This is a genomic window from Agrobacterium vitis (assembly GCF_013337045.2).
Taxonomy (GTDB): Bacteria; Pseudomonadota; Alphaproteobacteria; order Rhizobiales; family Rhizobiaceae; genus Allorhizobium; species Allorhizobium vitis_B.
This window is the reverse complement of sequence record NZ_CP118261.1, coordinates 356190-376815: the sequence shown is the minus strand read 5'-3', so window position 1 is coordinate 376815 and position 20626 is coordinate 356190. Positions and strand designations below refer to the sequence as shown.

17 protein-coding genes are annotated in these 20626 nt (G+C 58.5%); 9 read left to right on the top strand and 8 right to left on the bottom strand.

What is annotated here, in order from left to right; genetic code table 11:
• Positions 1 to 61 precede the first annotated feature (61 nt).
• Positions 62 to 1060 (bottom strand): sugar ABC transporter substrate-binding protein, encoded by a 999-nt coding sequence (locus G6L01_RS24675; protein ID WP_174089369.1) that lies wholly within the window; start codon positions 1058 to 1060, stop codon positions 62 to 64.
• Between the two features lie 76 nt (positions 1061 to 1136).
• The gene (locus tag G6L01_RS24670) at positions 1137 to 1820 is read right to left on the bottom strand and encodes a hypothetical protein (protein WP_197432317.1); all 684 of its coding nucleotides are present in this window, start codon (positions 1818 to 1820) and stop codon (positions 1137 to 1139) included.
• A gap of 106 nt (positions 1821 to 1926) precedes the next feature.
• Here G6L01_RS24670 and G6L01_RS24665 point away from each other — a divergent pair, with 106 nt between their 5' ends.
• A complete protein-coding gene (locus tag G6L01_RS24665; RefSeq protein WP_070165990.1) occupies positions 1927 to 3255 on the top strand; it encodes an ArgE/DapE family deacylase in 1329 nt (442 codons plus the stop codon).
• 98 nt (positions 3256 to 3353) lie between these two features.
• Here the strand turns inward: G6L01_RS24665 and G6L01_RS24660 are convergent, their stop codons facing one another.
• Together G6L01_RS24660 and G6L01_RS24655 are read right to left on the bottom strand one after the other, a co-directional pair.
• Complete coding sequence (locus tag G6L01_RS24660) at positions 3354 to 3968, bottom strand: helix-turn-helix domain-containing protein (RefSeq protein ID WP_070148143.1); 615 nt, start codon at positions 3966 to 3968, stop codon at positions 3354 to 3356.
• A 128-nt stretch (positions 3969 to 4096) separates the two neighbouring features.
• A complete protein-coding gene (locus G6L01_RS24655) occupies positions 4097 to 5146 on the bottom strand; it encodes an Ldh family oxidoreductase (protein ID WP_070165988.1) in 1050 nt (349 codons plus the stop codon).
• Positions 5147 to 5460: 314 nt separating this feature from the next.
• Between G6L01_RS24655 and G6L01_RS24650 the strand changes: the two genes are divergently transcribed.
• The 8 genes from G6L01_RS24650 to G6L01_RS24615 all read left to right on the top strand — a co-directional run bounded on the left by G6L01_RS24650 (position 5461) and on the right by G6L01_RS24615 (position 15869).
• Positions 5461 to 7029, top strand: a complete 1569-nt coding sequence (locus G6L01_RS24650) for an ABC transporter substrate-binding protein (RefSeq protein ID WP_234891857.1) — start codon at positions 5461 to 5463, stop codon at positions 7027 to 7029.
• 117 nt (positions 7030 to 7146) lie between these two features.
• Entirely contained in the window at positions 7147 to 9168 is a 2022-nt protein-coding gene (locus tag G6L01_RS24645) for a hydantoinase/oxoprolinase family protein (RefSeq protein ID WP_070165986.1), read from the top strand.
• Between the two features lie 2 nt (positions 9169 to 9170).
• Entirely contained in the window at positions 9171 to 10886 is a 1716-nt protein-coding gene (locus tag G6L01_RS24640; protein WP_081344122.1) for a hydantoinase B/oxoprolinase family protein, read from the top strand.
• 95 nt (positions 10887 to 10981) lie between these two features.
• Entirely contained in the window at positions 10982 to 11785 is an 804-nt protein-coding gene (locus G6L01_RS24635) for an ABC transporter permease (RefSeq protein WP_234891856.1), read from the top strand.
• 2 nt (positions 11786 to 11787) lie between these two features.
• Complete coding sequence (locus tag G6L01_RS24630; RefSeq protein ID WP_070165982.1) at positions 11788 to 12789, top strand: ABC transporter permease; 1002 nt, start codon at positions 11788 to 11790, stop codon at positions 12787 to 12789.
• A 2-nt stretch (positions 12790 to 12791) separates the two neighbouring features.
• Entirely contained in the window at positions 12792 to 13808 is a 1017-nt protein-coding gene (locus tag G6L01_RS24625) for an ABC transporter ATP-binding protein (RefSeq protein ID WP_070166165.1), read from the top strand.
• Positions 13805 to 14785: an ABC transporter ATP-binding protein gene (locus G6L01_RS24620; protein ID WP_070165980.1), complete on the top strand. Its 981-nt coding sequence runs from the start codon at positions 13805 to 13807 to the stop codon at positions 14783 to 14785. Before G6L01_RS24625 ends, G6L01_RS24620 begins: the two co-directional genes overlap by 4 nt.
• A gap of 55 nt (positions 14786 to 14840) precedes the next feature.
• On the top strand, positions 14841 to 15869 hold the full coding sequence (locus G6L01_RS24615; RefSeq protein ID WP_070165978.1) for a trans-3-hydroxy-L-proline dehydratase: 1029 nt from the start codon (positions 14841 to 14843) through the stop codon (positions 15867 to 15869).
• A 40-nt stretch (positions 15870 to 15909) separates the two neighbouring features.
• Here the strand turns inward: G6L01_RS24615 and G6L01_RS24610 are convergent, their stop codons facing one another.
• Genes G6L01_RS24610 through G6L01_RS24595 form a run of 4 tightly spaced genes read right to left on the bottom strand, consistent with a single transcriptional unit; the run spans position 15910 to position 20574 of the window.
• Complete coding sequence (locus G6L01_RS24610) at positions 15910 to 17310, bottom strand: ABC transporter ATP-binding protein (protein WP_070165975.1); 1401 nt, start codon at positions 17308 to 17310, stop codon at positions 15910 to 15912.
• Entirely contained in the window at positions 17307 to 18125 is an 819-nt protein-coding gene (locus G6L01_RS24605; protein ID WP_070165973.1) for an ABC transporter permease, read from the bottom strand. The genes G6L01_RS24610 and G6L01_RS24605 overlap by 4 nt, the downstream gene beginning before the upstream one ends.
• Positions 18122 to 19057 (bottom strand): ABC transporter permease, encoded by a 936-nt coding sequence (locus G6L01_RS24600; protein WP_070165971.1) that lies wholly within the window; start codon positions 19055 to 19057, stop codon positions 18122 to 18124. The genes G6L01_RS24605 and G6L01_RS24600 overlap by 4 nt, the downstream gene beginning before the upstream one ends.
• Positions 19054 to 20574 carry an ABC transporter substrate-binding protein gene (locus G6L01_RS24595; RefSeq protein WP_070165969.1) on the bottom strand — a complete coding sequence of 507 codons (1521 nt, stop codon included), beginning with the start codon at positions 20572 to 20574 and terminating at the stop codon, positions 19054 to 19056. Before G6L01_RS24595 ends, G6L01_RS24600 begins: the two co-directional genes overlap by 4 nt.
• Positions 20575 to 20626: the final 52 nt, after the last annotated feature.

Below are 20626 nucleotides of genomic sequence, written 5' to 3'. Positions count from 1 at the left end.
TCCGGGTGTACCGAGATGCGTCCTGCGCACCTGGAATAGCTGCGATGTCATGGGGCGATAATCAGCCCTGCCATTCAGCCGTAAAATCTGGATGAGCATCGAGCCAGGCCTTATCGACGATCTGCGGAATATCTCGCAGCTTGGATTCGTCAGTCCAGACAGGTACGGTGCCGCCCTTCAGCGAAGTGACGACGGATTCAAGCGCCGCGGAACCCATGGAGACCGGGAAGTTGGCAAGCGACGCCTTGAAGGTGCCGTTGCGGATCTTATCGACGGTGATCTGGTTCAGCCCGCCGCCGATGAGATAGACGGATGAGGGATCAATGCCGGCATCTTCTAACGCGATCTCGACGCCTAGCAGATGCTGGTCGGCGTTGGACAGCACTGCGTCGATCTTCGGATTGGCCTGGAGGATATCCTGCATAGCCTTGAGGGACGTGTCGGGGCTGTAATTTCCTTCGCCGGTCGCCACGATTTTGATGTTGTCATGCTTGGCGAGAACGGTCTTGAACGTCTCGTAGCGCAGATTGTCGAATGGATAGATCAACTGTCCGATCATGATGACGACGTTGCAGGGGCGCTTGCCCTCACAGGATTTTACCACCGCCTCTGCCTGCGCGGAGGCACCGATCGACGGGTCGGACGCGACTGTCGTCGTCAGTCCCTTGACCTGCGGCTGCATGTTCTTGAGGTCTGGACCGATGGGGAAGAGGGTGGTTGCGACCTTGATGCCCGCAGCCGTCGCGTCCTCAAGCGCGGTGGCTATGCCGACCGTATCGTTCGGCGCGATGATGATCGCGTCGAAGCGCTTTCCGGCGGTCAGGTCTTCGACCTGGCTAAACTGCGTCGGGGCGGAGAATTCACCATCGAATATCTCGGTGGTGACATTTCCCGCCGCCTTGGCCGCCTTTTCAATGCCAGCATAGATGGCCTGATTGAAGCCGTTCTGGCTAGAGGCCGCCAGAAAGGCGATCTTCAAAGGTTTGTCCTGGGCGGTGGTCGCAAACGGCGTGAGGCAGGTGCCAAGCAGAAGGGCGGCGGCAAGCATTCGGTATTTCATGGGCTTAGGTTCCTTGTTCTCTGGATGTTGGACCTGCGGCCTTTCCGGCTCTTCAGGTTGAACTGAGGGACGGAGTCTACCCTTCCGTTGCCGGATGGGCGGTGCCGTCGAAGTCTGGGCTGAACGAGGCGTTCTCAAAACTGCTCTGAGAGAGCAGAAGGAAGCAGAGCGTGACGATCGGTTGCCAGAGGAGCGCGCGCCCGACGCACTCGGCATCGTAGTGGCCCTTCTTTGCCAGGAGGTTCACCGAGCCGATGACGACATCGCTCGCGACTGCCGGAATGTTCAGATTGGACTCGAAGCCAAGGTCGCGGATTTTCTCCCAGTCGAAAAAGACCTCTGCAATTTCCTCAATGGTCGTGGATGAAAAGTGCTTCCGTCCGACCAGAACGGTCTCGAAATAGAGGTTGCGGTCGAGACGTTTAAAATTGCCTGTCGGATAGGCTTCGACATTCTCGGAAAAGACGCGGCGTGATCGCATGTTGGCAACGTCGTAGATCGACGCCGTGAGGAGACCACAGCCGACGTCGCGATGGATGCCATCGCGGAGATAGCTGAAAAGTGAAGCGGCAGCGTCCGGCCCGGCTGCCCGTCTCCAAACCTCTTCGACATCGTACGGGTGTCTCATCTGTGAACTCTCTCCGTCCAGTCGAGCCAGTCTTGGTTCGTCGATCTCGTAAGAACGATCATCGCAATGCGATTTCGGCATCTGGCGTCCTATATCAAAAAAGCTATCACCCAAAATTTCATCTGTCGACAAATAATATTTTCATTGCGGTTGTTCGCGTCGAGGGTCTGTGAGAGGTTCTGGTTGACGATCACGCTTGGGAATGGGTGCATGTCGATGCGTCCAAGAAGGAGTTTCAATGCCATCGAATGAAACTGCAAAATCAGATCTGCCTTTGGATCTGGCCACACTTTCAGAAGCGCTTGATGACGTGATCGAGGCGGGGTTCCAGAGGCAGGTACAGTGGCTGGGCCAGCTCGTCTCTTTCGGATCGGTTCGTGGCAACGAGGCGCCGTGCCAGGATTGGCTGGCATCGGAGTTCCAGGCGCGCGGCTGGCTGGTGGACCAGTTCGCGATTGCCGACGTGCCGATCGCGGGAAAGCCTGGCGCTTCGCCGGCAGTGGATGTGGACTATGCGAAGGCCATGCAGGTCGTTGCCTCGCTTCCCGATCCCGATCCCGCCCATCGTAGCCTTATCTTGCAAGGGCACATCGACGTGGTGCCGCCGGGCGCGCCAGAATTGTGGGATCGTGATCCATTCCAGCCAAAGGTCGAAAATGGTTTCATGTGGGGACGCGGCACCAACGATATGAAAGCCGGTGTCTGCGAGATGGTCTTCGCGCTCGATGCTCTCCGCACGCTCGGCTATGTCCCAGCCGGAAAAGTCTTCGTCGAGACGGTGAGTGAAGAGGAGTGCACCGGTAATGGCGCCCTTGCGACGCTCGAGCGTGGCTACAGGGCGGACGCCTGCCTTATCCCGGAATCGCTCGATCATCGCCTGCTGCGGGCCGAGCTCGGATCCGTCTGGTTTCGAGCCCGGATCCTTGGACGACCCGGCCATGTCCTGAGCGCCTCGCGCACCTCGAACGCGATTCTCGCCGCATTCGAATATGTCGCCGACCTCGAGGAGCTCACAAAAACGATCAACGAGGAGGCAAAACAGCATCCCTGGTTCGGTCACATTGAAAGCCCGGTCAAGTTCAGTCTCGGCAAGATTCAGGGAGGAGACTGGCTTGGCTCCGTACCCTCTTGGTGCGAGATCGAATGCCGGCTGTCGGTCCTGCCGGACCATCCGCTGCCAATGGTCAGGCAACGTGTTCTGGATTGCATCTCCGCCTGTGCGAAACGCCTGTCCGCTGAAAAAATTCCGGACGTCACCTGGATTGGATTCCAGGCAGACGGCCACGTCTTCGAACCCGGTTCGGAGGCGGAAGCCGTCCTTTCCAGGTGCCACCGCTACGTCATGGGAACGGAATTGGAAACGTTCAGCCAGACCGCAACGAGCGACACACGGCAGTACGACCTATACTATGGCATTCCGACGCTTTGCTACGGCGGTAGAGGTTTCGACAGCCATTCTCCTCGGGAACGGACAGATCTTGATAGCGTGAAATCCATGACAAAAATCATCGCAATTTTTATTGCAGATTGGTGTGGACTAAGGCAGATATCGGTGGCGTCCGGTTGATCGTTTGAACACCCAGCGATTGTCGGTATCTTAGTTTTGCCCGGACACGGACCATTTTGCGAAAATATAGGTTAATTGGCGGTTCAGATCTATTAAGGTCAGCCGATCAATGGACTTATGACATTCGAGCAAACCCAAAGGATGGTGGCAGGCTCGCTGGAGGTGCTGACCAGCGCATGTCCCATCATGCTGTCGAAATAGCAGCTGTCGCCAGCATTGAGGACGGTGGGGGCGTAGAGATCGGTATGTAGAGTGACGCTGCCCTCGAGAACGTAGACGAATTCCTCTCCAGGATGGACAACCAATGTCTCGAATTCCTGTACCGAATGCGCGTTGATCCGCGTCAGTAGCGGAATGATTTTTTTGTTGGCAATGTCTGCACAGAGAAGTTCGTATTCGTAATGACTGGTCTTCAGCTTTGAGCCTTCGCCGACACGGGTGACGGCGCGGCGTCCACTGACTGGTGAACTAGGCTTGTGGGCGAACAGTTCAGATACATCGACACCCAGGCCGCTTGCCAGACTGAGGATCGTCTCATAGGTCGGCGACATCTGCGCGTTCTCGATTTTCGAGAGCGTCGAGGGGGCTAGAGTACTCCTTTCCGCGAGTTCGCCGATGCTGAGGCCCGCATTCTTTCGCAGTTTGCGCAAAATTACCGAAAGAGATTTCGTACCCGCTCGCGGCGAGCTGCGCTGAGAGGTCTCCGTCTCCATATTCGATCTTCCCATTGTCACGTCTCAGGTGCATCACTTGTAGACGTTGTTTCTTATGTAACTTCCGATGGCCCATGCCACAGAGCCGCAACTTCTGCAAGGATCAACCTGAGTCCCGCCCCGCGACATCAGGTTGATGCCCACCTTTGCTGCGCGAGAAATTCCATTTTCTCCAGGTCGCTCTTTTGCAGGCACACCCCCTCCCGCATCGAACGCTCGCGTGTCGCCAGCCGGCGATCGCCTGGCAGGCGCGAGACCTTTGCGAGCCGGAGCCGTTCGACCAGATGCCGGACGCGGTGGCTGAATTGCGCGTTGCGGCCAACATCCGGATCGATCAAAATAACGAGCTGGCCCGTATGCGGCGTCTGCGCTCCAGGATAGTCGGACCAGTCCACTTCATAGGAAAACTTGCCTCCGGTCAAAGCGGCGCTCATCACTTCCACCAGCATGGAAATGGCCGAGCCCTTGTAGCCGCCGAATGTCAGCAGTGCGCCGCCATCCAGTACCGCACGCGGATTGACGGTTGGCTCTCCACTCCGGTCGATGCCTAGCCCAGGCGGCAGGCTGAAGCCTTCACGCGCAGCAATCTGCACATCGCCATTGGCGATGGCGCTCGTGGCCATATCGACGACCATAGGCGCCATGCCGTCACAGGGCGCAGCAAAGGCAACCGGATTGGTGCCGAAAACCGGCACCTTGGCATCGAAAGGCGCAGTGCAGGCGAAGCTGTTGACCATCGCGATGGCCAGTAGGCCCTCTTCGGCGAAGGGCACGACATCCGGCCAAAGCGCGCTGAAATGATGAGAATTGCGGATCGAAAGCAATGCGACGCCTTCCTGCCTTGCGCGCTCCTTCAAAGACTGTGCCGCGAAATCGAGTGCGATCTGCGTAAATCCGTTACGGGCATCGACCCGCAGGAAGCCCGAGCTACCGGTCTCCAGAACTGGCACGGCGGCAGGGTCGACCCAACCGCTGCGAATGGAATTTACATAGCCGGGTATTCTGAAAATGCCGTGTGAAAGCGCCCCATCGCGTTCGCACCCAGCGCAATTGACGCTCAGGATGTTCGCGACGTGCTCGCTTGCTCCGGCCGCCAGGAAAATGCGTTTGAGGAGGTTCTGAAGGGCTTCGAACGGCAGGCAGCAGGTTTCCGCTGCGAAATTCGTTTTCAATGTCATAGGGCAACTTCGCAAATGTTTCTTATAGGAAATATAGGTGTCAAATGAACTGCTCGCAAGCAGATTATTCCTTGATCACCTTTGAATAGGGTTCGTTCGCTTTATCAGCGCCTGAAATATTCGCCGGGTAATCCTATTTTATATCAGTAGGATAGTCTTTTTGACGAATTCGAAAATTATGACCATAAGAAAAATTTATTGACAATATAGCCTTTCAAAATACGATAGGAAATTAATTTCTTATCAGAATAATATAAACGCTTCACCAAGAGGCGACACAAAAAGGGAACTGAGTCATGGGCATGATGAGCTTAATGTCATCGCGATTGTTGGGAATGACGGCTGCCGCCGCACTTTTGGGCGCTGGTACGGCTCTTGGCGCCTCGGGCGATCTCGTCGTTAATGCGCCGACCGCGCCATCCACCCTTGATCCAGCCTGGGCCTGTGGTGTTCCGGATATCGGGTTTCTGCAGAATTTCTATGTGCGGCTGGTCGATTTCGGCATCAAAAAGAATGCTGCGGGCGGCGAGGAAGTAGATTACGGCGCGGTTCGGCCCTATCTGGCAAAATCTTGGATGATCAGCGATGATGGAAAGACCTACACTTTCAAGCTCAACGACAATTACAAGTTCACCTCCGGAAAGCCAGTCGACGCGGCTGCTGTCAAATATTCCTTCGAGCGCGGCCTCAAGATGGGCGGCTGTGGCCAGTATTTCCTGACCGATGGGTTCCTCAGCCCGAGCATTATCGAATCGATCGAAGCGCCTGACGCGACCACAGTTGTCATCAAATTGATCCAGTCCAATGCCAATTCCCTCGCCGACTGGGCGACGGGAGCGGCTTCGATCGTCGATCCGGCGGTCGTTGAAGCCAATGGTGGCGTCGTTGCTGGCAAGCCGAACGAATACATGTCGTCGCATGTTGCTGGCTCCGGGCCATATGTGCTGGATTCCTATTTGCCTAACCAGTCGGCCCATGCCACGGCCAATCCTAATTTCGGCGGCGAGCCGCCGCTGGCGAAGTCGATCCAGATGAACTGGATTTCCTCCGCTCCGACCTTGCTGCTACAGGCCCGAAGCGGGCAAGCGGACGTCACCTATGGTCTCTCCAAACAGGCGGTATCTACGCTTAAGTCTTCGCCGGATGTCAAGGTTGAGGCCTTTTCCAATCCCTTCGTCCAGCAGATGATGTTGCCAAACACAAAGGCGCCCTGGGACAACCCGAAGGTGCGCGAGGCCGTCGCCCATGCCGTCCCTTACGAGGATATCGTGAAGAAGGTCGCGTTCGGATACGGAACGCTCTATTTCGGCCCGGTGCCACCAAGCATGGCCGGCTTCAATGCCGAACTGAGCAAACCAATCCAGTTTGATCTTGCCAAGGCAAAGACATTGCTGGCGGAGAGCGGTGTGAAACTGCCGGTCGACGTCGAAGTCCTCGTTCAGGAAGGCGACACGACGCAACAGCAGATTGCCACCGTCTTGCAAAGCACCTGGTCGAAGCTCGGCATCAACCTGAAGATCCGCATTGCGCCAGGTGCCGAATATCAGGACCTGACGCAGGGCCATAAGGTGCAGTCGCTGATGCGGCTTGATGGTCCGGGCGTCTTCGAGGCCGGTTACTACTTCGGCTACGACGTCATGTGTAAGACGCCCTATAACCTGACAGAATCCTGCAATCCGAAAATCAACGAGCTGGTCGTCAAGTTGCGGGCGACGTTGGACAAGGTCGAGCATCAGAAGATCCTTGACGAGATCACCACGCTTTGGCGAGCAGACTATCCGAAGCTCCTCTTCTTCGAAGACCAGCCGGTCATCGTCTTGAGCAAGAACGTCAAGGCGTTCCGTTTCGCGCCGCTCACAGACTTCCGCTTCATGGGTAAGTAAACCGCCTCTAAGGCAGTTGTTGAACGCTGATATTTCCCTCTCGGCGAGCGACAGAAACAACGTCGTGTCGGGCGCACAGAGACGAAGCCTTCTGCGGCACATCAGGAGAAAATACGCATGGCTACCCGAATTGGTGTCGATATCGGCGGCACCTTCACAGACCTTGTTTACTTCGATGAAGAAAATGGCAGAACGGTTGAAGGAAAAGTTCCCACCGTTCCATCAGCGCCTGAGGAAGGTGTTGCGCATGCGATCCGTGCTCATGTGCCCCAGGCCATTATCGACAGCGCTGCGTATTTCCTGCATGGAACGACAGTGGGCCTCAATGCTCTGCTTGAGCGCCGTGGCGCCAAAGTCGGCCTGATCACGACACAGGGCTTCCGCGACGTCCTTGAAATCCGGCGCGGCGACCGCGCGGAAATGTACAATCTGTTCTGGAAGCAAACGGTGCCGCTCGTTCCGCGCCGCCTTCGTCTGGAAGTCGATGGCCGCATTCGGGGCGATGGCGCGGTTCTATCGCCGGTGACGCGAGAAAGTGTTCTGGCGGCCTATGAACTGCTGGCGGCAGAAAAGGTCGACAGCATTGCCGTTTGCCTGATCAGCGCCTTTGCCAATCCGCAGCACGAACTCGAGATCGAAGCCATTCTTCGGGATGCGGGGTATGAGGGCGGCATTTCGCTCTCCCACAAGATCTCCGGAGAATACCGGGAATATGAGCGCACGTCGACAACGGTCATCGATGCGTTCGTTCGCGGTCGCATGTCGAATTATCTCAGGCGGCTGGAAAACACGCTGCGCACTCTCGGCTTTAAGGGGCAGTGCCTGATTACGCGTTCCGGCAGTGGCTCCATGACATTTTCCGAGGCGGAAGACCGACCGTTCGAAACGATTATGTCCGGGCCTGTCGGCGGCGCTCAGGGGGCAGGTGAGCTTGCCAAGATGCTTGGGCGGAAGGCCATGATCACCGCCGATGTCGGCGGGACGAGTTTCGACACGGCCGTCATCATCGATGGCGAACCCCAGGTTCTGTTTGAGGGCATGATCGACAATATGCCGGTACAGACCCCATGGGTCGACGTGCGCTCAATCGGTTCGGGCGGCGGGTCGCTTGCCTATGTCGATGCCGGCAACCTCATGCGTGTAGGGCCACAAAGCGCTGGCGCCGTTCCGGGGCCTGCCTGCTACGGCAAAGGCGGCATCCAGCCAGCGCTCACTGACGCTGCGGCCTATCTTGGCATGCTCGGTCCGGGCAATCTCGCCTCCGGCATCCATCTCGATATCGGCAAGGCCGAGGCTGCACTTGCCCCTGTCGCATCGGCAATCGGACAAGATATCGAAACGACGGCGGCGGGCGTTCTGCGCATTGCCAGCTCGGCCATGGCCAATGCCATGCGGGAGATTTCTCTAGACCAGGGTTTCGACCCTCGCGAGATGACGTTGCTGCCCTTTGGTGGTGCGGGACCGCTGATGGCGACCCTGCTTGCTGACGAGTTGAAGATGAACGAGATCGTCGTGCCGCCACTCGCTGGCAATTTCTCTGCCTGGGGACTTCTCGGGGCTGACATGGTGCAGTCGGCAGCGCGTACCCGCATCCTGGATCTCACGGATGATAGCCTGAAGATCGCCAATGAGGTGCTGGAAGGGCTGTTTGTCGCGATCCGGTCGCGAAGCGAGCGTTCGTTCGCCGAAGCGGTCAATGCCGTTCGTCTCGACCTTCGCTACAAGGGGCAGGAGCACCGGCTGTCTATCGTTGCCGATAACGAGAATGGCAGGATCTCTGAGAGCGCGGAGTCCATCAAGACGAAGTTCCGCGCCGAATACAGCAGGACATTCGGCAGCACGATGAACGACGAAATCGAGGTGGTTTCCATTCGTGCCACGGTGCGCGTGCCCTTGCCGCGGCGGGAAATCCGCTTCACGCACGAGCCGGAAGCCGTTGCAGAGTTCCAGACGCTTGAGGCTTTTTCGTTCGAGAAAGGAAAGCGCATGTCCTTTGCGATCGTACAGCGCCAGGCGATCGCCGGTACGCTCTCAGGCCCCGCCATCATCACCGAAGGAACCTGCACGACCTATCTGGACGCCGATTGGACGGCGCGGATCGGGACTGTGGGCGAAATCATTCTGGAACGGAAGAATTAATCATGAAGCGGAAAGATCCAGTCCTTCACTTGGCAGGGGTTCCCAGCAAAGGGCTTGCCGTCAACTCCGATCCGATCACGACGGAAGTCGTGCGGCATGCGCTCAATTCGGCCGCCAACCAGATGAAGCGGGCGCTGATCCGGACGGCTTTCTCGCCGATCATTTACGAGGTGCTGGACTTTGCTGTCGCCATCTATGATCGAGAGCTGCGTATGCTCTCTCAAGCGCCAAGCCTTCCCATCTTCATGGGAACGCTGAACTTTGCCGTGCGCGAGGCTGTCAAGAATATCGGCGGCGAAGACAAGATCTTCGATGGCGACATCCTGATGTACAATTGGCCTTATGGCACTGGTTCGCATCCCCAGGACATGGTCATCATCATGCCGGTCTTCTATCGGCAGGACCTGATCGGCTACACGGCGATCAAGGGCCACTGGCTCGATATCGCCGCCAAGGATCCCTATTGCACCGACACCACGGATGTCTACCAGGAAGGCACGATCTTCCCAGGCGTGAAGATCTACAAAAAGGGCGAGCTTAACGACGACATCTATCGCATGATCCTCGGCAACAGCCGCGTTCCCAAGGCCGTATCGGGTGACCTCGATGCCCAGGTTACCGGATGCCGCGTCGGAGCCAAGAGCTTCCTCGAAGTGGTGGAGCGTTTCGGCCTCGACACGTATCGCAATGCTGTCGAGCATATGTTCGACCATGGAGAGGCCATCATTCGCAGCTTCTTCGAGAAGATTCCCGATGGCCGCTATGTGGGCAATGGGGAAATGGACGACAACGGCGTCACCAAGAACCGAATTCCCTTTGAAATCACTGTCGACGTGAAGGGCTCGGACGTCACCATCGACTTTTCCGAAACCCCTGATGCGCAAGGCGGTCCCGTCAACAGCCCCCTGCCATCGACGATCTCCGCGAGCCGTGTTGCGATTACCATGCTTGCCGGCTATGGCGAAGCGCCCCATGAAGGCCACTTCCGGCCGATCAAGGTCATCACCCGCCCCGGCAGCATGTTCGATCCCGAACCGCCGTCTCCCTGCTTTCTCTATGGCTGGTCGGCATTGCAGGCGATCGAAGTCATCTACAACGCTATCTCCAAGGCACTGCCTTCATCTGTTCCGGCCTGCTCTGGCGGGTGTATTTGCTCGGTCGTCTGGTGGGGAACCCGCGAGGAAACCGGCGAGGCCTGGGCGGATGGCGCCCCGCATCCGACCGGGCAGGGTGCCTGGGATGGCGGCGATGGCGGCACCATGCTGCATATCTCGGAATCGGCCACGCGCTTCACCCCGGTCGAAGTCTGGGAGGCCCGCAATCCTTTCCTCGTCGAGCGCCTTGCTCTGGCGCAGGATTCCGTCGGTCCCGGCAAATATCGTGGCGGACCAGGCATCGATCTCTTCTTTGAGATGACGGAAGACACATTCATCACAACGGTGTTCGAACGCTCGAAGAACCAGCCCTGGGGACTTAAGGGCGGCCTTGGTGGCCGTGCGAACAATGCAATGGTGGTCATGCCGGACGGCACAGAACATATCGTTCCGAAAACCACGCATTTTCTCGTCCCTAAGGGCGGCTTGCTCAAGCTGCAAACCGGCGGCGGCGGCGGATATGGCGAGCCCGCTGAGCGACCTTTGGAGAAGATCCAGGCCGATCTCGATGACGGTTATATCTCTGAGGCCTTTGCGCGACAGCATTATCCGCACGCATTCTGAATCTCATGAGCCGGAAGGGATACGATTTCTCCCGGTTCTTTTCGCAAAGGAACATCATGCGGTCCCTCTTCGGTCAAATATTTATGGACGGTGAAATGGCAGCGGGAACGATCATTCTGGTCGTCCTGTTCGCCATCGCGGTCTTCGGGCCGATGGTCTGGCATTTCGACCCGCTCGAAGTGGACATTTTGACCGCCCTTTCACCGCCGGACTGGTCGCATCCAATGGGAACGGATGATGTCGGTCGCGATGTGCTGGCCCGCTTCATGAGCGGCGCACGGGTTTCATTGGCCGTGTCGTGCGTGGTAACAGTTCTCGCCACGCTGCTTGGCGGGGGGCTTGGCCTGGTGGCCGGTTTTTCAGGCGGCTGGTTTGACCTCGCCGTTTCGCGGATCATGGATGCAATCCTGTCCTTTCCGCCATTGATCCTGGCCATGGCAGTCGCGATCGGGCTCGGTCCCGGTGTTGTTTCAGCCGTGTTCGGCATCGTTCTGGCAGCGATCCCCTGGTATTATCGCCTGCTTCGCAGCGAGGTGCTGCGCATCCGCAATCTCTCCTATATCGACGCGGCGCGGGCCCTCGGCGTATCCCGGCTCAGCATCGTGCGCCGTCATGTCCTGCCGCAGACGGTTTCGACGGTTTTGATTCAGGCGTCGTCGGTCTTCAGCTTCGCGATTCTGACGCTGGCAGCGCTCGGCTTTGTCGGTCTCGGCATCCAGCCGCCGCTACCCGAATGGGGAACGATGATTACGGAAGGTCTCGCCTATGCGCTGACGGGGCAATGGTGGCTCGGCCTTTTCCCCGGCCTTGGCATCTTCTTTCTGGCCGCATCCGCGAACTTGATCGCCGACCGTCTGCGCGAATATTACGACCCGAAGTCCGCGATGGGAAGGTATTAGACATGCTTCGCTTCATCATGGAACGGATCTTTTCGGCACTGCTGACGCTTTTGGGCTCCTCCCTCATCGCCTTCATCGTGCTGCGCGCTGTACCGACAAACCCTGCTCGTCTCATTGCCGGCCCCTTCGCGACAGACGAGGTCATCAGGCAGGTGGAGGCAGCACTTGGCCTCAATAAACCACTTTATATACAATATGCCGATTATATTGTCGGATTTGTCAGAGGCGACTGGGGTTTCTCATATAGTGCCGGCCAGCCGGTGCTTCAGCAGATCGGGCAACGCTTGCCGGCTAGCGCGGAACTTGCGCTTTACGCCTTTCTCTTTGCTTTCATCGGCGCGATATTCCTGACGGTGTTTTCCGTCTTTGCGCGTTCGCGCTGGCTCGATCGGTTGCTGCGTGGCTCTGCTTTCGTTTTCGTTGGCGTTCCACCCTTCTGGATCGCGCTGCTTTTCCTGATCGTCTTTTCGGAAAATCTCGGTTGGTTCCCTGGCCCTGTTGGGCGTGGCGATGCGCCTCCGGCGGTTGTGACAGGGCTCTACAGTATAGACTTCCTGCTTGCCGGCGACATGTCCGGGTTCTTCGGTGCGCTTCACTCTCTGGCGCTACCAAGTGTGACGCTCGCGCTAGGGTCGCTCGGTTATCTGATCCGGCTATTGCGTGCCAATCTCCTTGATACGGCAAACGAACCGTTTGTCACAGTGCTCCACGCCAAGGGTGTCCGCAGCCTTGCGATTGCATTTGGTCATGTGCTGCCGAATGCCTTCCTGCCTACGCTCACGGCTGGCGGGTTGATCCTTGCCCAGCTGTTGGGTGGTTCCGTGCTGGTCGAGCGCATCTATACCTGGCCTGGTGTCGGCGGGTTGGTGATCGACGGTATCCTCAGGCAGGATTATGCCGTGGTGCAGGCCTTTATCCTCTTGAGCGCGTTGATCTATATCGTCGTCAACTTCCTTGTCGACATCCTTTACGGTGTTGTCGACCCAAGGGTGAGGCGCTCATGACCATGAACACTCACGCTTCCTCCACGGCCATGCTTCTGACCGTCAGCGACCTGAAGACGACCTTCGACACACCGCGCGGCCTCGTCACCAGCGTCGATGGTGTGTCGTTTTCCATTGCTCCGGGCAAGACGCTGGGTCTCGTGGGCGAATCCGGGTCGGGCAAATCGGTGACCAGTCTCTCTTTGATGCGCCTCGTCGAACGCAGTAATGGCCGGATCGCCGGCGGCTCCATGCTGTTCAAAAGCGGAAACGGCGAGGTCGATCTTAAGAGGCTGCCGGAAAAAGAGATGCGAGCCGTTCGCGGCAACGAAATCGCGATGGTATTCCAGGAGCCGATGACCAGTCTCGATCCGGTCTGGCCGGTCGGCAAGCAAATCGCCGAGGCCGTCCGGCTACACCAGGGGGCCAGCAAGGTCGAGGCACGCCACCGTGCCATAGAAATGCTGCGTCTGGTCGGCATTCCAGCGCCCGAGAAGCGCGTCGATGACTATCCCCACCAGATGTCGGGTGGAATGCGCCAACGCGTGATGATCGCAATTGCGCTGTCCTGTCGCCCGTCCCTGCTGATTGCAGATGAGCCGACGACGGCGCTAGACGTGACGATCCAGGCGCAGATTATTGACCTTATCAAGCGTCTGCAGGGCGAGATCGGCATGTCCGTTCTTTTCATCACCCACAATATGGGCGTGATCGCGCAGGTCGCTGATGACGTGGCTGTCATGTACGCCGGGCAGATCGTGGAGCACGGTCCGGTGCGACGGATTTTTTCCAATCCCCGCCATCCCTACACGATCGGCCTGTTGAACTCGATCCCGCGCAAAGGGGCTGTCGGCAGAGACGGTCGCCTGCCAGCGATCGGAGGCATTCCCCCCAGTCCCTTCGACCTTCCGGCGGGCTGTCGTTTCGCGTCTCGTTGCAAATTCGCGACGGATGACTGTTTGCGCGCCAACCCACCGTTCGAAAGCGTGGAGGCGGATCACATCGTCCGCTGCTTGCACTGGAAGGAGGTTGCTCCATGAGTGACAAACCCGATCTTCTGGTTCTTGAAAACCTCGTCAAGCGCTTTCCGGTGAAGCGCGATGCGTTTTTCGGCCCCGCCCGCTACGTCCATGCTGTCGCGGATGTGAACTTTTCCGTGCGCAGGGGCGAGACGGTTGGCCTTGTCGGCGAATCTGGATCGGGAAAGACCACCATAGGTCGACTGGTCATGCGTCTGGATGCACCAAGCAGTGGCAACATCGTCTTCGACACGCAGAATATTGGAAATCTTGTCGAGCGCGATACTCTGCCTTTTCGCAAGCGTATTCAGATGATCTTCCAGGACCCATTTTCGAGCCTCAACCCGCGCATGCGGGTGGGCGCGCAAATTGCTGAAGGGCTTGAAGTGCATGGCATCGGCAACAAGGCGGATCGTGCGCGCCGCGTGACGGAGATGCTGGACCTTGTTGGCCTGCCCGTGGATGCCGCAAACCGTTACCCGCATGAGTTTTCCGGCGGCCAGCGTCAGCGCATCGTGATTGCCCGTGCGCTGATCGTGGAGCCGGAATTCGTTGTGGCTGACGAGCCTGTCTCTGCGCTTGATGTTTCGGTTCAGGCGCAGGTTCTGAACCTCCTGCAAGATCTTAAAGAACTTCTGCATCTGACGATGCTGTTCATCTCGCACGATCTCGGCGTCGTGGAGCATCTATGCGACCGCGTCGTGGTGCTTTATCTTGGGCGGGTGATGGAGATTGCGCCTCGCGACGCGCTTTATGCGCGCCCGCGCCATCCCTATACCGAAGCGCTTCTTTCGGCATCGCCTGTTCCAGACCCCGACCATCAGCCGATCCGTGCCATGGCAGAGGGTGATCTTCCCAATCCGATCGATCCGCCGAGCGGCTGCGTGTTCCGAACGCGATGCCGCTACGCCATGCCGGCTTGCGCGCAAACCGTGCCGCTCTTGCGGGCACTGGGTCCCGACCATGTGGCGGCCTGCCTGCGCGATGATATCCTTTAGCAGAATGTCTGCTGAAACCCGGTTCGCCACAGACCGCAATTAAAGGAACCTTCGAATGCGCACCAACAAGGTTATTCACGTTATCGGGGTTCACGCGGAAGGGGAGGTCGGCGATGTGATAGTCGGTGGCGTCTCACCCCCGCCGGGTGATACGCTTTGGGAGCAGTCGCGTTTTATTGCCAGCGACGACACCTTGCGAAACTTTGTTTTGAATGAGCCACGCGGCGGGGTGTTCCGGCATGTCAATCTGCTGGTCCCGCCGAAAGACCCGCGCGCGCAGATGGGCTTCATTATCATGGAGCCAGCCGATACGCCGCCGATGTCAGGCTCGAACTCTATTTGTGTTTCGACCGCCATCCTCGACAGCGGCATCATTTCGATGCAGGAGCCTCTGACGCATATGGTCCTGGAAGCACCGGGCGGTGTCATCGAGGTGACGGCGGAATGTGCCAATGGCAAGGCCGAGCGGATCAATGTGCTGAATGTGGCCTCTTTCGCAACACGGCTCGCCGCTGCGCTGGAAGTCGAGGGGCTCGGCACCCTGACGGTCGATACCGCCTATGGCGGCGACAGTTTCGTGATTGTCGATGCGGTCGGCCTCGGCTTCTCGCTGAAGCCCGACGAGGCGAGGGAGTTGGCGGAACTCGGTATGAGGATCACCGCCGCTGCCAACGAACAGCTTGGGTTCGTGCATCCGTGTAATGCGGATTGGAACCATATCTCCTTTTGCCAGATGACGACGCCAGCAACGCGCGAAAACGGCATCCTGACTGGCAAGAGCGCCGTTGCGATCCGTCCCGGCAAGATCGATCGCTCCCCAACGGGAACCGGCTGTTCCGCCCGACTTGCCGTCATGCATGCGCGGGGAGAAATCGGAGTTGGTGAGACCTATATCGGGCGCTCGATCATTGATTCCGAATTCAAGTGCCACATCGACTCGCTGACAGAAATTGGTGGGCTGAGCGCCATTCGCCCCGTCATTTCCGGCCGCGCCTGGATAACGGGAGTATCCCAGTTGATGCTCGACCCGACCGATCCATGGCCGTCGGGCTACCGGCTTTCGGATACCTGGCCAGCATTTTGAACGAGGAGAGGGGATCATCGCATCGGCATCGTAGCCCGGCTTACGACGAAATCACCAAGCTCCGGTCGCAGGCATGTCCTATGAGGGCAGCATCGTGGCTGACGATGAGTACGGCGCAATTCTGTTCCCGTGCCAGTTCGCTAAGCAGTTCAATGGTTTCCTGTTGAGTGATGAGATCGAGCCTTGATGTTGGTTCGTCGGCGAAGAGGAAGACGGGATCAAGGAGCAATGCCCGCAGTAGGGCGAAACGTTGCAATTCGCCGCCGGAGACTTCGTCTGGTCGGCGTCCGAGCAAGGTCTGCGACAAGTGCAGTCGCTCCATCAGCGGCGTGATCCGTGTCGGGTCCAATCGGTGCAGACGGATAAGATCGTCCAGATTCGTGCCGATGCGGATCTTGGCTGGAAATGCGGAGGGCGGGTCCTGGTAGATCTTCTGATAGCGCGTCCGAGCAACACCCGCCGGGCGGTTGACGGAACCCCGGTCCGGCTTCAGCAGTCCAAGTAGAATGTCACCGAGCGTACTCTTACCCGAGCCACTGGGACCCGTGACGCCGACAATCTCACCCGCACCTATATCTACATCAAGCCCCTCAAACAGGCGTTTTCCACCACGGCTCTTGGCGATGGAGCGGGCGGTCAGGATGGGGTCGCCCTTGATTGCGGATCGGCTGGCATTCCTCTGGCAACGGCCAGGATCGGCCGCGATCAGCCGGCGTGTATAATCATGTTCCGGGTGGGCCAAAATGGTCGCGGCCTCTCCCTGCTCAACGATGCGCCCATTGACCATGATAGCTAGGTCACCGCCCATTTGCCGTGCGAGCGCAAGATCGTGCGTGATGGTGAGGACTGAGCCGCCTGCTTCGATTTCCTTCATCAACAGTGCGATGACGTCGTCGCGGCGGGAGACATCGAGCCCTTTTGTCGGTTCGTCCGCAACCACAATCCGGGCGCCCCCTGCGCGTGCTGCGGCAAAAGCCACGCGCTGCGCCATGCCACCGGACAATTCGCCCGGCAGCTTTTTCTCAGCATCGGCCACGCCGAGCGCTGCCAGGTCGATACGAGCCTCCGCGAGAGAAGCTGTCGCCGTCATGCCGCCAACAAACCGATGACCCTCGGCAATCTGCCGGGCAGAACGCATGGTTGGGTCCAGCGCCAGCCACGGTTCTTGCGGCAGAATGCTGACCTTGCGCCCCCAGAGCGCGCGATGCTCCGAGGGGTTGGCGAGGTCAAGGGCAATGCCGTCTATTATGGCTTTGCCCTTCGCGGCCAGCCCGTCCGGCAGGATGCCCATGATGGCTTGTGCGAGCAGGCTCTTGCCTGATCCGGTTTCGCCAAGAATGGTAAAAGCGCGCCCGGCATGAAGCGTGAGGCTGACCGGCTCTACCAGGACGCCGGTTGAGGTAAAAACCGTCGCATGGGTCACATCGAGTAAAACGGTCATGGCTTGTTCTTTCCCCCGATGAGCTGCAACGCGAGAACGATCAGAAAGATCGTTGCGATTGGCTGGAGAATGGCGTGGGGGGCTTCTTCGTAATAGGGAAGAAGCTCGATCATCATGGCGCCGAGCTCGGATGTCGGAGGACGAACACCGACACTGACGAAACCGAGTGCAGCAATAGCCATTATGGCAGATGCGGCCCCATAGGCCCCCACAGTCAGCAGCACCGGCGCGACCTCCGGCCATAAATGCCTGCGCAGAATATAAATTGGGCCGAAACCGAGAAGCCTTGAGGCTTCGACGGCTGGCGAGGCAAGCAACGGTTTTGTCAGGGCGCGGGTGATCCGGAAGTATTCGACCCAAAGCACAAGCGAAATACCAAGATAAAGCATGGCGGCGCTATCGGGGACGATAGCAGTCAGCATCAGGACCAGGAGTAGTCCGGGCAGAGCCAGAAAAGCTTCCGAGACCGCACCGATCGCCCTGTCGACAAAGCCGCCGCGCCAGGCGGCGGCGGCACCCAGAAGAGCGCCGGGGATCATCGCGGTCAGGACCGACAGCCCTGCCAAGCCGAGGGATAGCCGCAGCGCAGCCGATAGGCGCGCTTGTATCGAGCGGCCCAGATGATCGTATCCGAACCAGTTACTCACAGTCGGCCCCTGCAACGAGAGGCGTAGTGATTGTTTCAGTGGATCCTCACTTCCGATCAGCAAGGGGAGGAAGGCGAATACCAGCAGGCCTGCGAGGATCGCAAGTCCCGCCAGCCGACGCGGTGGCCAACGCGCCTCAGTTGGCGCTGTATAATCGAGAGCCGTCATGTCCTGCGTCTCCGAGGGTCGATGATGTGGCACATGAGGTCGATGCCCGCATTGAGGATCACGAAGAACAGACCCATGATAAGAGCCGTGCCCTGAATCATCGGCACGTCTCGCCCGAAAATGGCATGGACCAGTGCATGGCCGATTCCCGGCCAAGCGAACAGCGTCTCGACCACGACCACCCCTTCAACGAGGTAGACGAACTGGACGCCGAGATAGGTGACGATCGGCACAGCGACGTTGCGCAAACCGTGATGACGAAAGACCTGCCATTCCGAAAGGCCCTTGGTGCGTCCAAACGCATAATAGGCGGATCGGGACACGGAAAGCATGGCGTCTCTGGCCACGCGATTGGAGACCGCCGCAAGACCAAGCGCCAGCGTAAGGGCTGGCAAGACAAGGTGGCCACCGTGTTCGTGCCCAGCAGTCGGCAGCAGATTGAGGGTGAGACCGAAAACGATAATCAGCATCAGACCGACGACGAATTGCGGCAGTGCGCGCAGTGTGGTCGACAGCAGCAGCAATGCACGATCAAGCAGACCGCCGGGTCGCAGCCCCGCCAGAACGCCAAGCGGCGGACCGATGACAAGCGATAGCAGAATGGCGACAAGCGCCAATTCAAGCGTATGGCCGAACTGGGCACGGATGGCGTGCGCCACCGGCTCACCGGTCACCAGAGATGTGCCGAGATCGAAACGCAGCAGGTCCAGCAACCATTGCCCGAGAGCAGCAAGCGATGGTTGGCCGATGTTCAGCTCCGCAGCAACTTTGGCCGCCGCGGCGCCGTCGACGATATCGTAGCCATAGCGGCCAGCCGCGATCCGGTAGGCAAGGTCTCCTGGCAGCGACCTTGCCATGACGAACGTCAGGATACCGACCATAAGCGCCACCAGAGCTGCCTGGATGAGACGGCTGACGATAGCTCTAATCATTTTGCCCACCGCATATTCTGAAGGCCAAAACTGCGCTCAAAGGGATCGATGGTAGCCCCCTCCAGCTTCGGTGATACTGCAATCGTCTGCTGATACCAGGCAATCGGAATCACGGGCAAATCGCTTTGGATGGCAGCGACGGCTCCGTGACGCAGGGTTTCGGCTGCTGCCGGATCCGTGACACGGGTCAGCTCGTCAAGGGCCTTGTTGAAATCCGCATTGGTCCAGTTCATGGCACCCCAATCGCCACCCTTGGGACCATAGTCAGAAAGCATCGTGCCAATGGGATCGGGAACCAGGGCAAAATTGCGCGCCATCAGCGCCAGTTCCAGCGTGCCGTCCTGATGCTTGGCTGGGATTTCGCTCGAATTGGCCGAATTGATCGTCAATGCGACGCCGATTTCCTTGAACTGGTCCTGAAGGACGGCGGCTATCAGCGGTAACTCGGGGCGATCCGGATAGGTGGTCAGCGTCAGAGCGAAGCGCTTGCCGTCCTTCTGAAGAATGCCATCTGATCCGGCTTTCCAGCCGAGTTCTGTAAGAAGGGACTTGGCCTTGTCTGGATCATAGGTGAGGGGGGCAAGCGACTTGTCGTACCAGATTCCGACGCTCGGTGGGAAAAGCTGGGTTGCTGCGGCCGGATAGCGCAGGATGGCCACCGCCAGCCCTTCGCGATCGATGGCAAGGCTCAGCGCCTCGCGCGCCTTGATATCTTCAAGTGAGGCCAGACCAGCGTTCACCTTCAACAGCACGCTGCGCGGGATCGAGGTCGAGAGCAGCTTGACCTTGTCGCTCTTGGACAGACGCGTGCGGCTGGCCGGATCAAGGTTGAAGACGTAGTCGGCATCGCCGCTTTCGGCCATCAAAGCGCGGGTTTCTCCGCGGCTTACCGTGAGATAGGTTGCTTTCTCAATGGCAGGCTTGCGGCCCCAATAGCCGTCAAAGCGTTCGACGGCGAGACTTTGCGGTGCTTCGATACCTGTGAGCTTGAAGGGGCCGGTGCCGATAATTGCCTTGACGGTGTTGCCCTCATAGGCAGACGGCGCAAGTATCTGCGCCCGGCTTTCAGCGAGGAAAGCCAGAAGCGGGGCAAAGGGCCGGGCCAACGTAATGACGACGGTGTCCTGACCGTCAGCGGTAATGGAATCAATCGGTGCTTTGCTCAGAAGGCCGGGCTTGCCCCGCGCAACGTTCAACGCTCTGGCGACATCTTTCGCAGCAAGCACTGACCCATCATGAAAGGAGACACCCTGCTGGAGCGTGAAACGCACCGAAGTGCCATCTGGTGAAACGATCCAGCTTTTCGCGAGTGCCGGTACCGGGTTACCATCCTTGTCGGATTCCACCAGTGTCTCGACAATGCCCATACGCAGGAAGATATCGCCCGATTTGGCTGGATCCAATCCGGTGATCTCGAAGGGAGCGACGACGTCCACTGTCGTGTCGTTCGCGCCAGCAACCGCCGAGCCGGAAAAGAGCAGCATTACAGATACTGCGAGCATGGATGTCTTGAGCATAGGCATCTCCCTAATGTTATATCGTTACGCTATTAGCCATACTCGTTTTCGT

Excerpts from the sequence above, each read along its gene's own strand:
- G6L01_RS24675 (WP_174089369.1), bottom strand. The coding sequence starts at position 1,060 with ATGAAATACCGAATGCTTGCCGCCGCCCTTCTGCTTGGCACCTGCCTC.
- G6L01_RS24665 (WP_070165990.1), top strand. The coding sequence starts at position 1,927 with ATGCCATCGAATGAAACTGCAAAATCAGATCTGCCTTTGGATCTGGCC.
- G6L01_RS24660 (WP_070148143.1), bottom strand. The coding sequence starts at position 3,968 with ATGGAGACGGAGACCTCTCAGCGCAGCTCGCCGCGAGCGGGTACGAAA.
- G6L01_RS24655 (WP_070165988.1), bottom strand. The coding sequence starts at position 5,146 with ATGACATTGAAAACGAATTTCGCAGCGGAAACCTGCTGCCTGCCGTTC.
- G6L01_RS24650 (WP_234891857.1), top strand. The coding sequence starts at position 5,461 with ATGTCATCGCGATTGTTGGGAATGACGGCTGCCGCCGCACTTTTGGGC.
- G6L01_RS24645 (WP_070165986.1), top strand. The coding sequence starts at position 7,147 with ATGGCTACCCGAATTGGTGTCGATATCGGCGGCACCTTCACAGACCTT.
- G6L01_RS24640 (WP_081344122.1), top strand. The coding sequence starts at position 9,171 with ATGAAGCGGAAAGATCCAGTCCTTCACTTGGCAGGGGTTCCCAGCAAA.
- G6L01_RS24635 (WP_234891856.1), top strand. The coding sequence starts at position 10,982 with ATGGCAGCGGGAACGATCATTCTGGTCGTCCTGTTCGCCATCGCGGTC.
- G6L01_RS24630 (WP_070165982.1), top strand. The coding sequence starts at position 11,788 with ATGCTTCGCTTCATCATGGAACGGATCTTTTCGGCACTGCTGACGCTT.
- G6L01_RS24625 (WP_070166165.1), top strand. The coding sequence starts at position 12,792 with ATGAACACTCACGCTTCCTCCACGGCCATGCTTCTGACCGTCAGCGAC.
- G6L01_RS24620 (WP_070165980.1), top strand. The coding sequence starts at position 13,805 with ATGAGTGACAAACCCGATCTTCTGGTTCTTGAAAACCTCGTCAAGCGC.
- G6L01_RS24615 (WP_070165978.1), top strand. The coding sequence starts at position 14,841 with ATGCGCACCAACAAGGTTATTCACGTTATCGGGGTTCACGCGGAAGGG.
- G6L01_RS24610 (WP_070165975.1), bottom strand. The coding sequence starts at position 17,310 with ATGACCGTTTTACTCGATGTGACCCATGCGACGGTTTTTACCTCAACC.
- G6L01_RS24605 (WP_070165973.1), bottom strand. The coding sequence starts at position 18,125 with ATGACGGCTCTCGATTATACAGCGCCAACTGAGGCGCGTTGGCCACCG.
- G6L01_RS24600 (WP_070165971.1), bottom strand. The coding sequence starts at position 19,057 with ATGATTAGAGCTATCGTCAGCCGTCTCATCCAGGCAGCTCTGGTGGCG.
- G6L01_RS24595 (WP_070165969.1), bottom strand. The coding sequence starts at position 20,574 with ATGCTCAAGACATCCATGCTCGCAGTATCTGTAATGCTGCTCTTTTCC.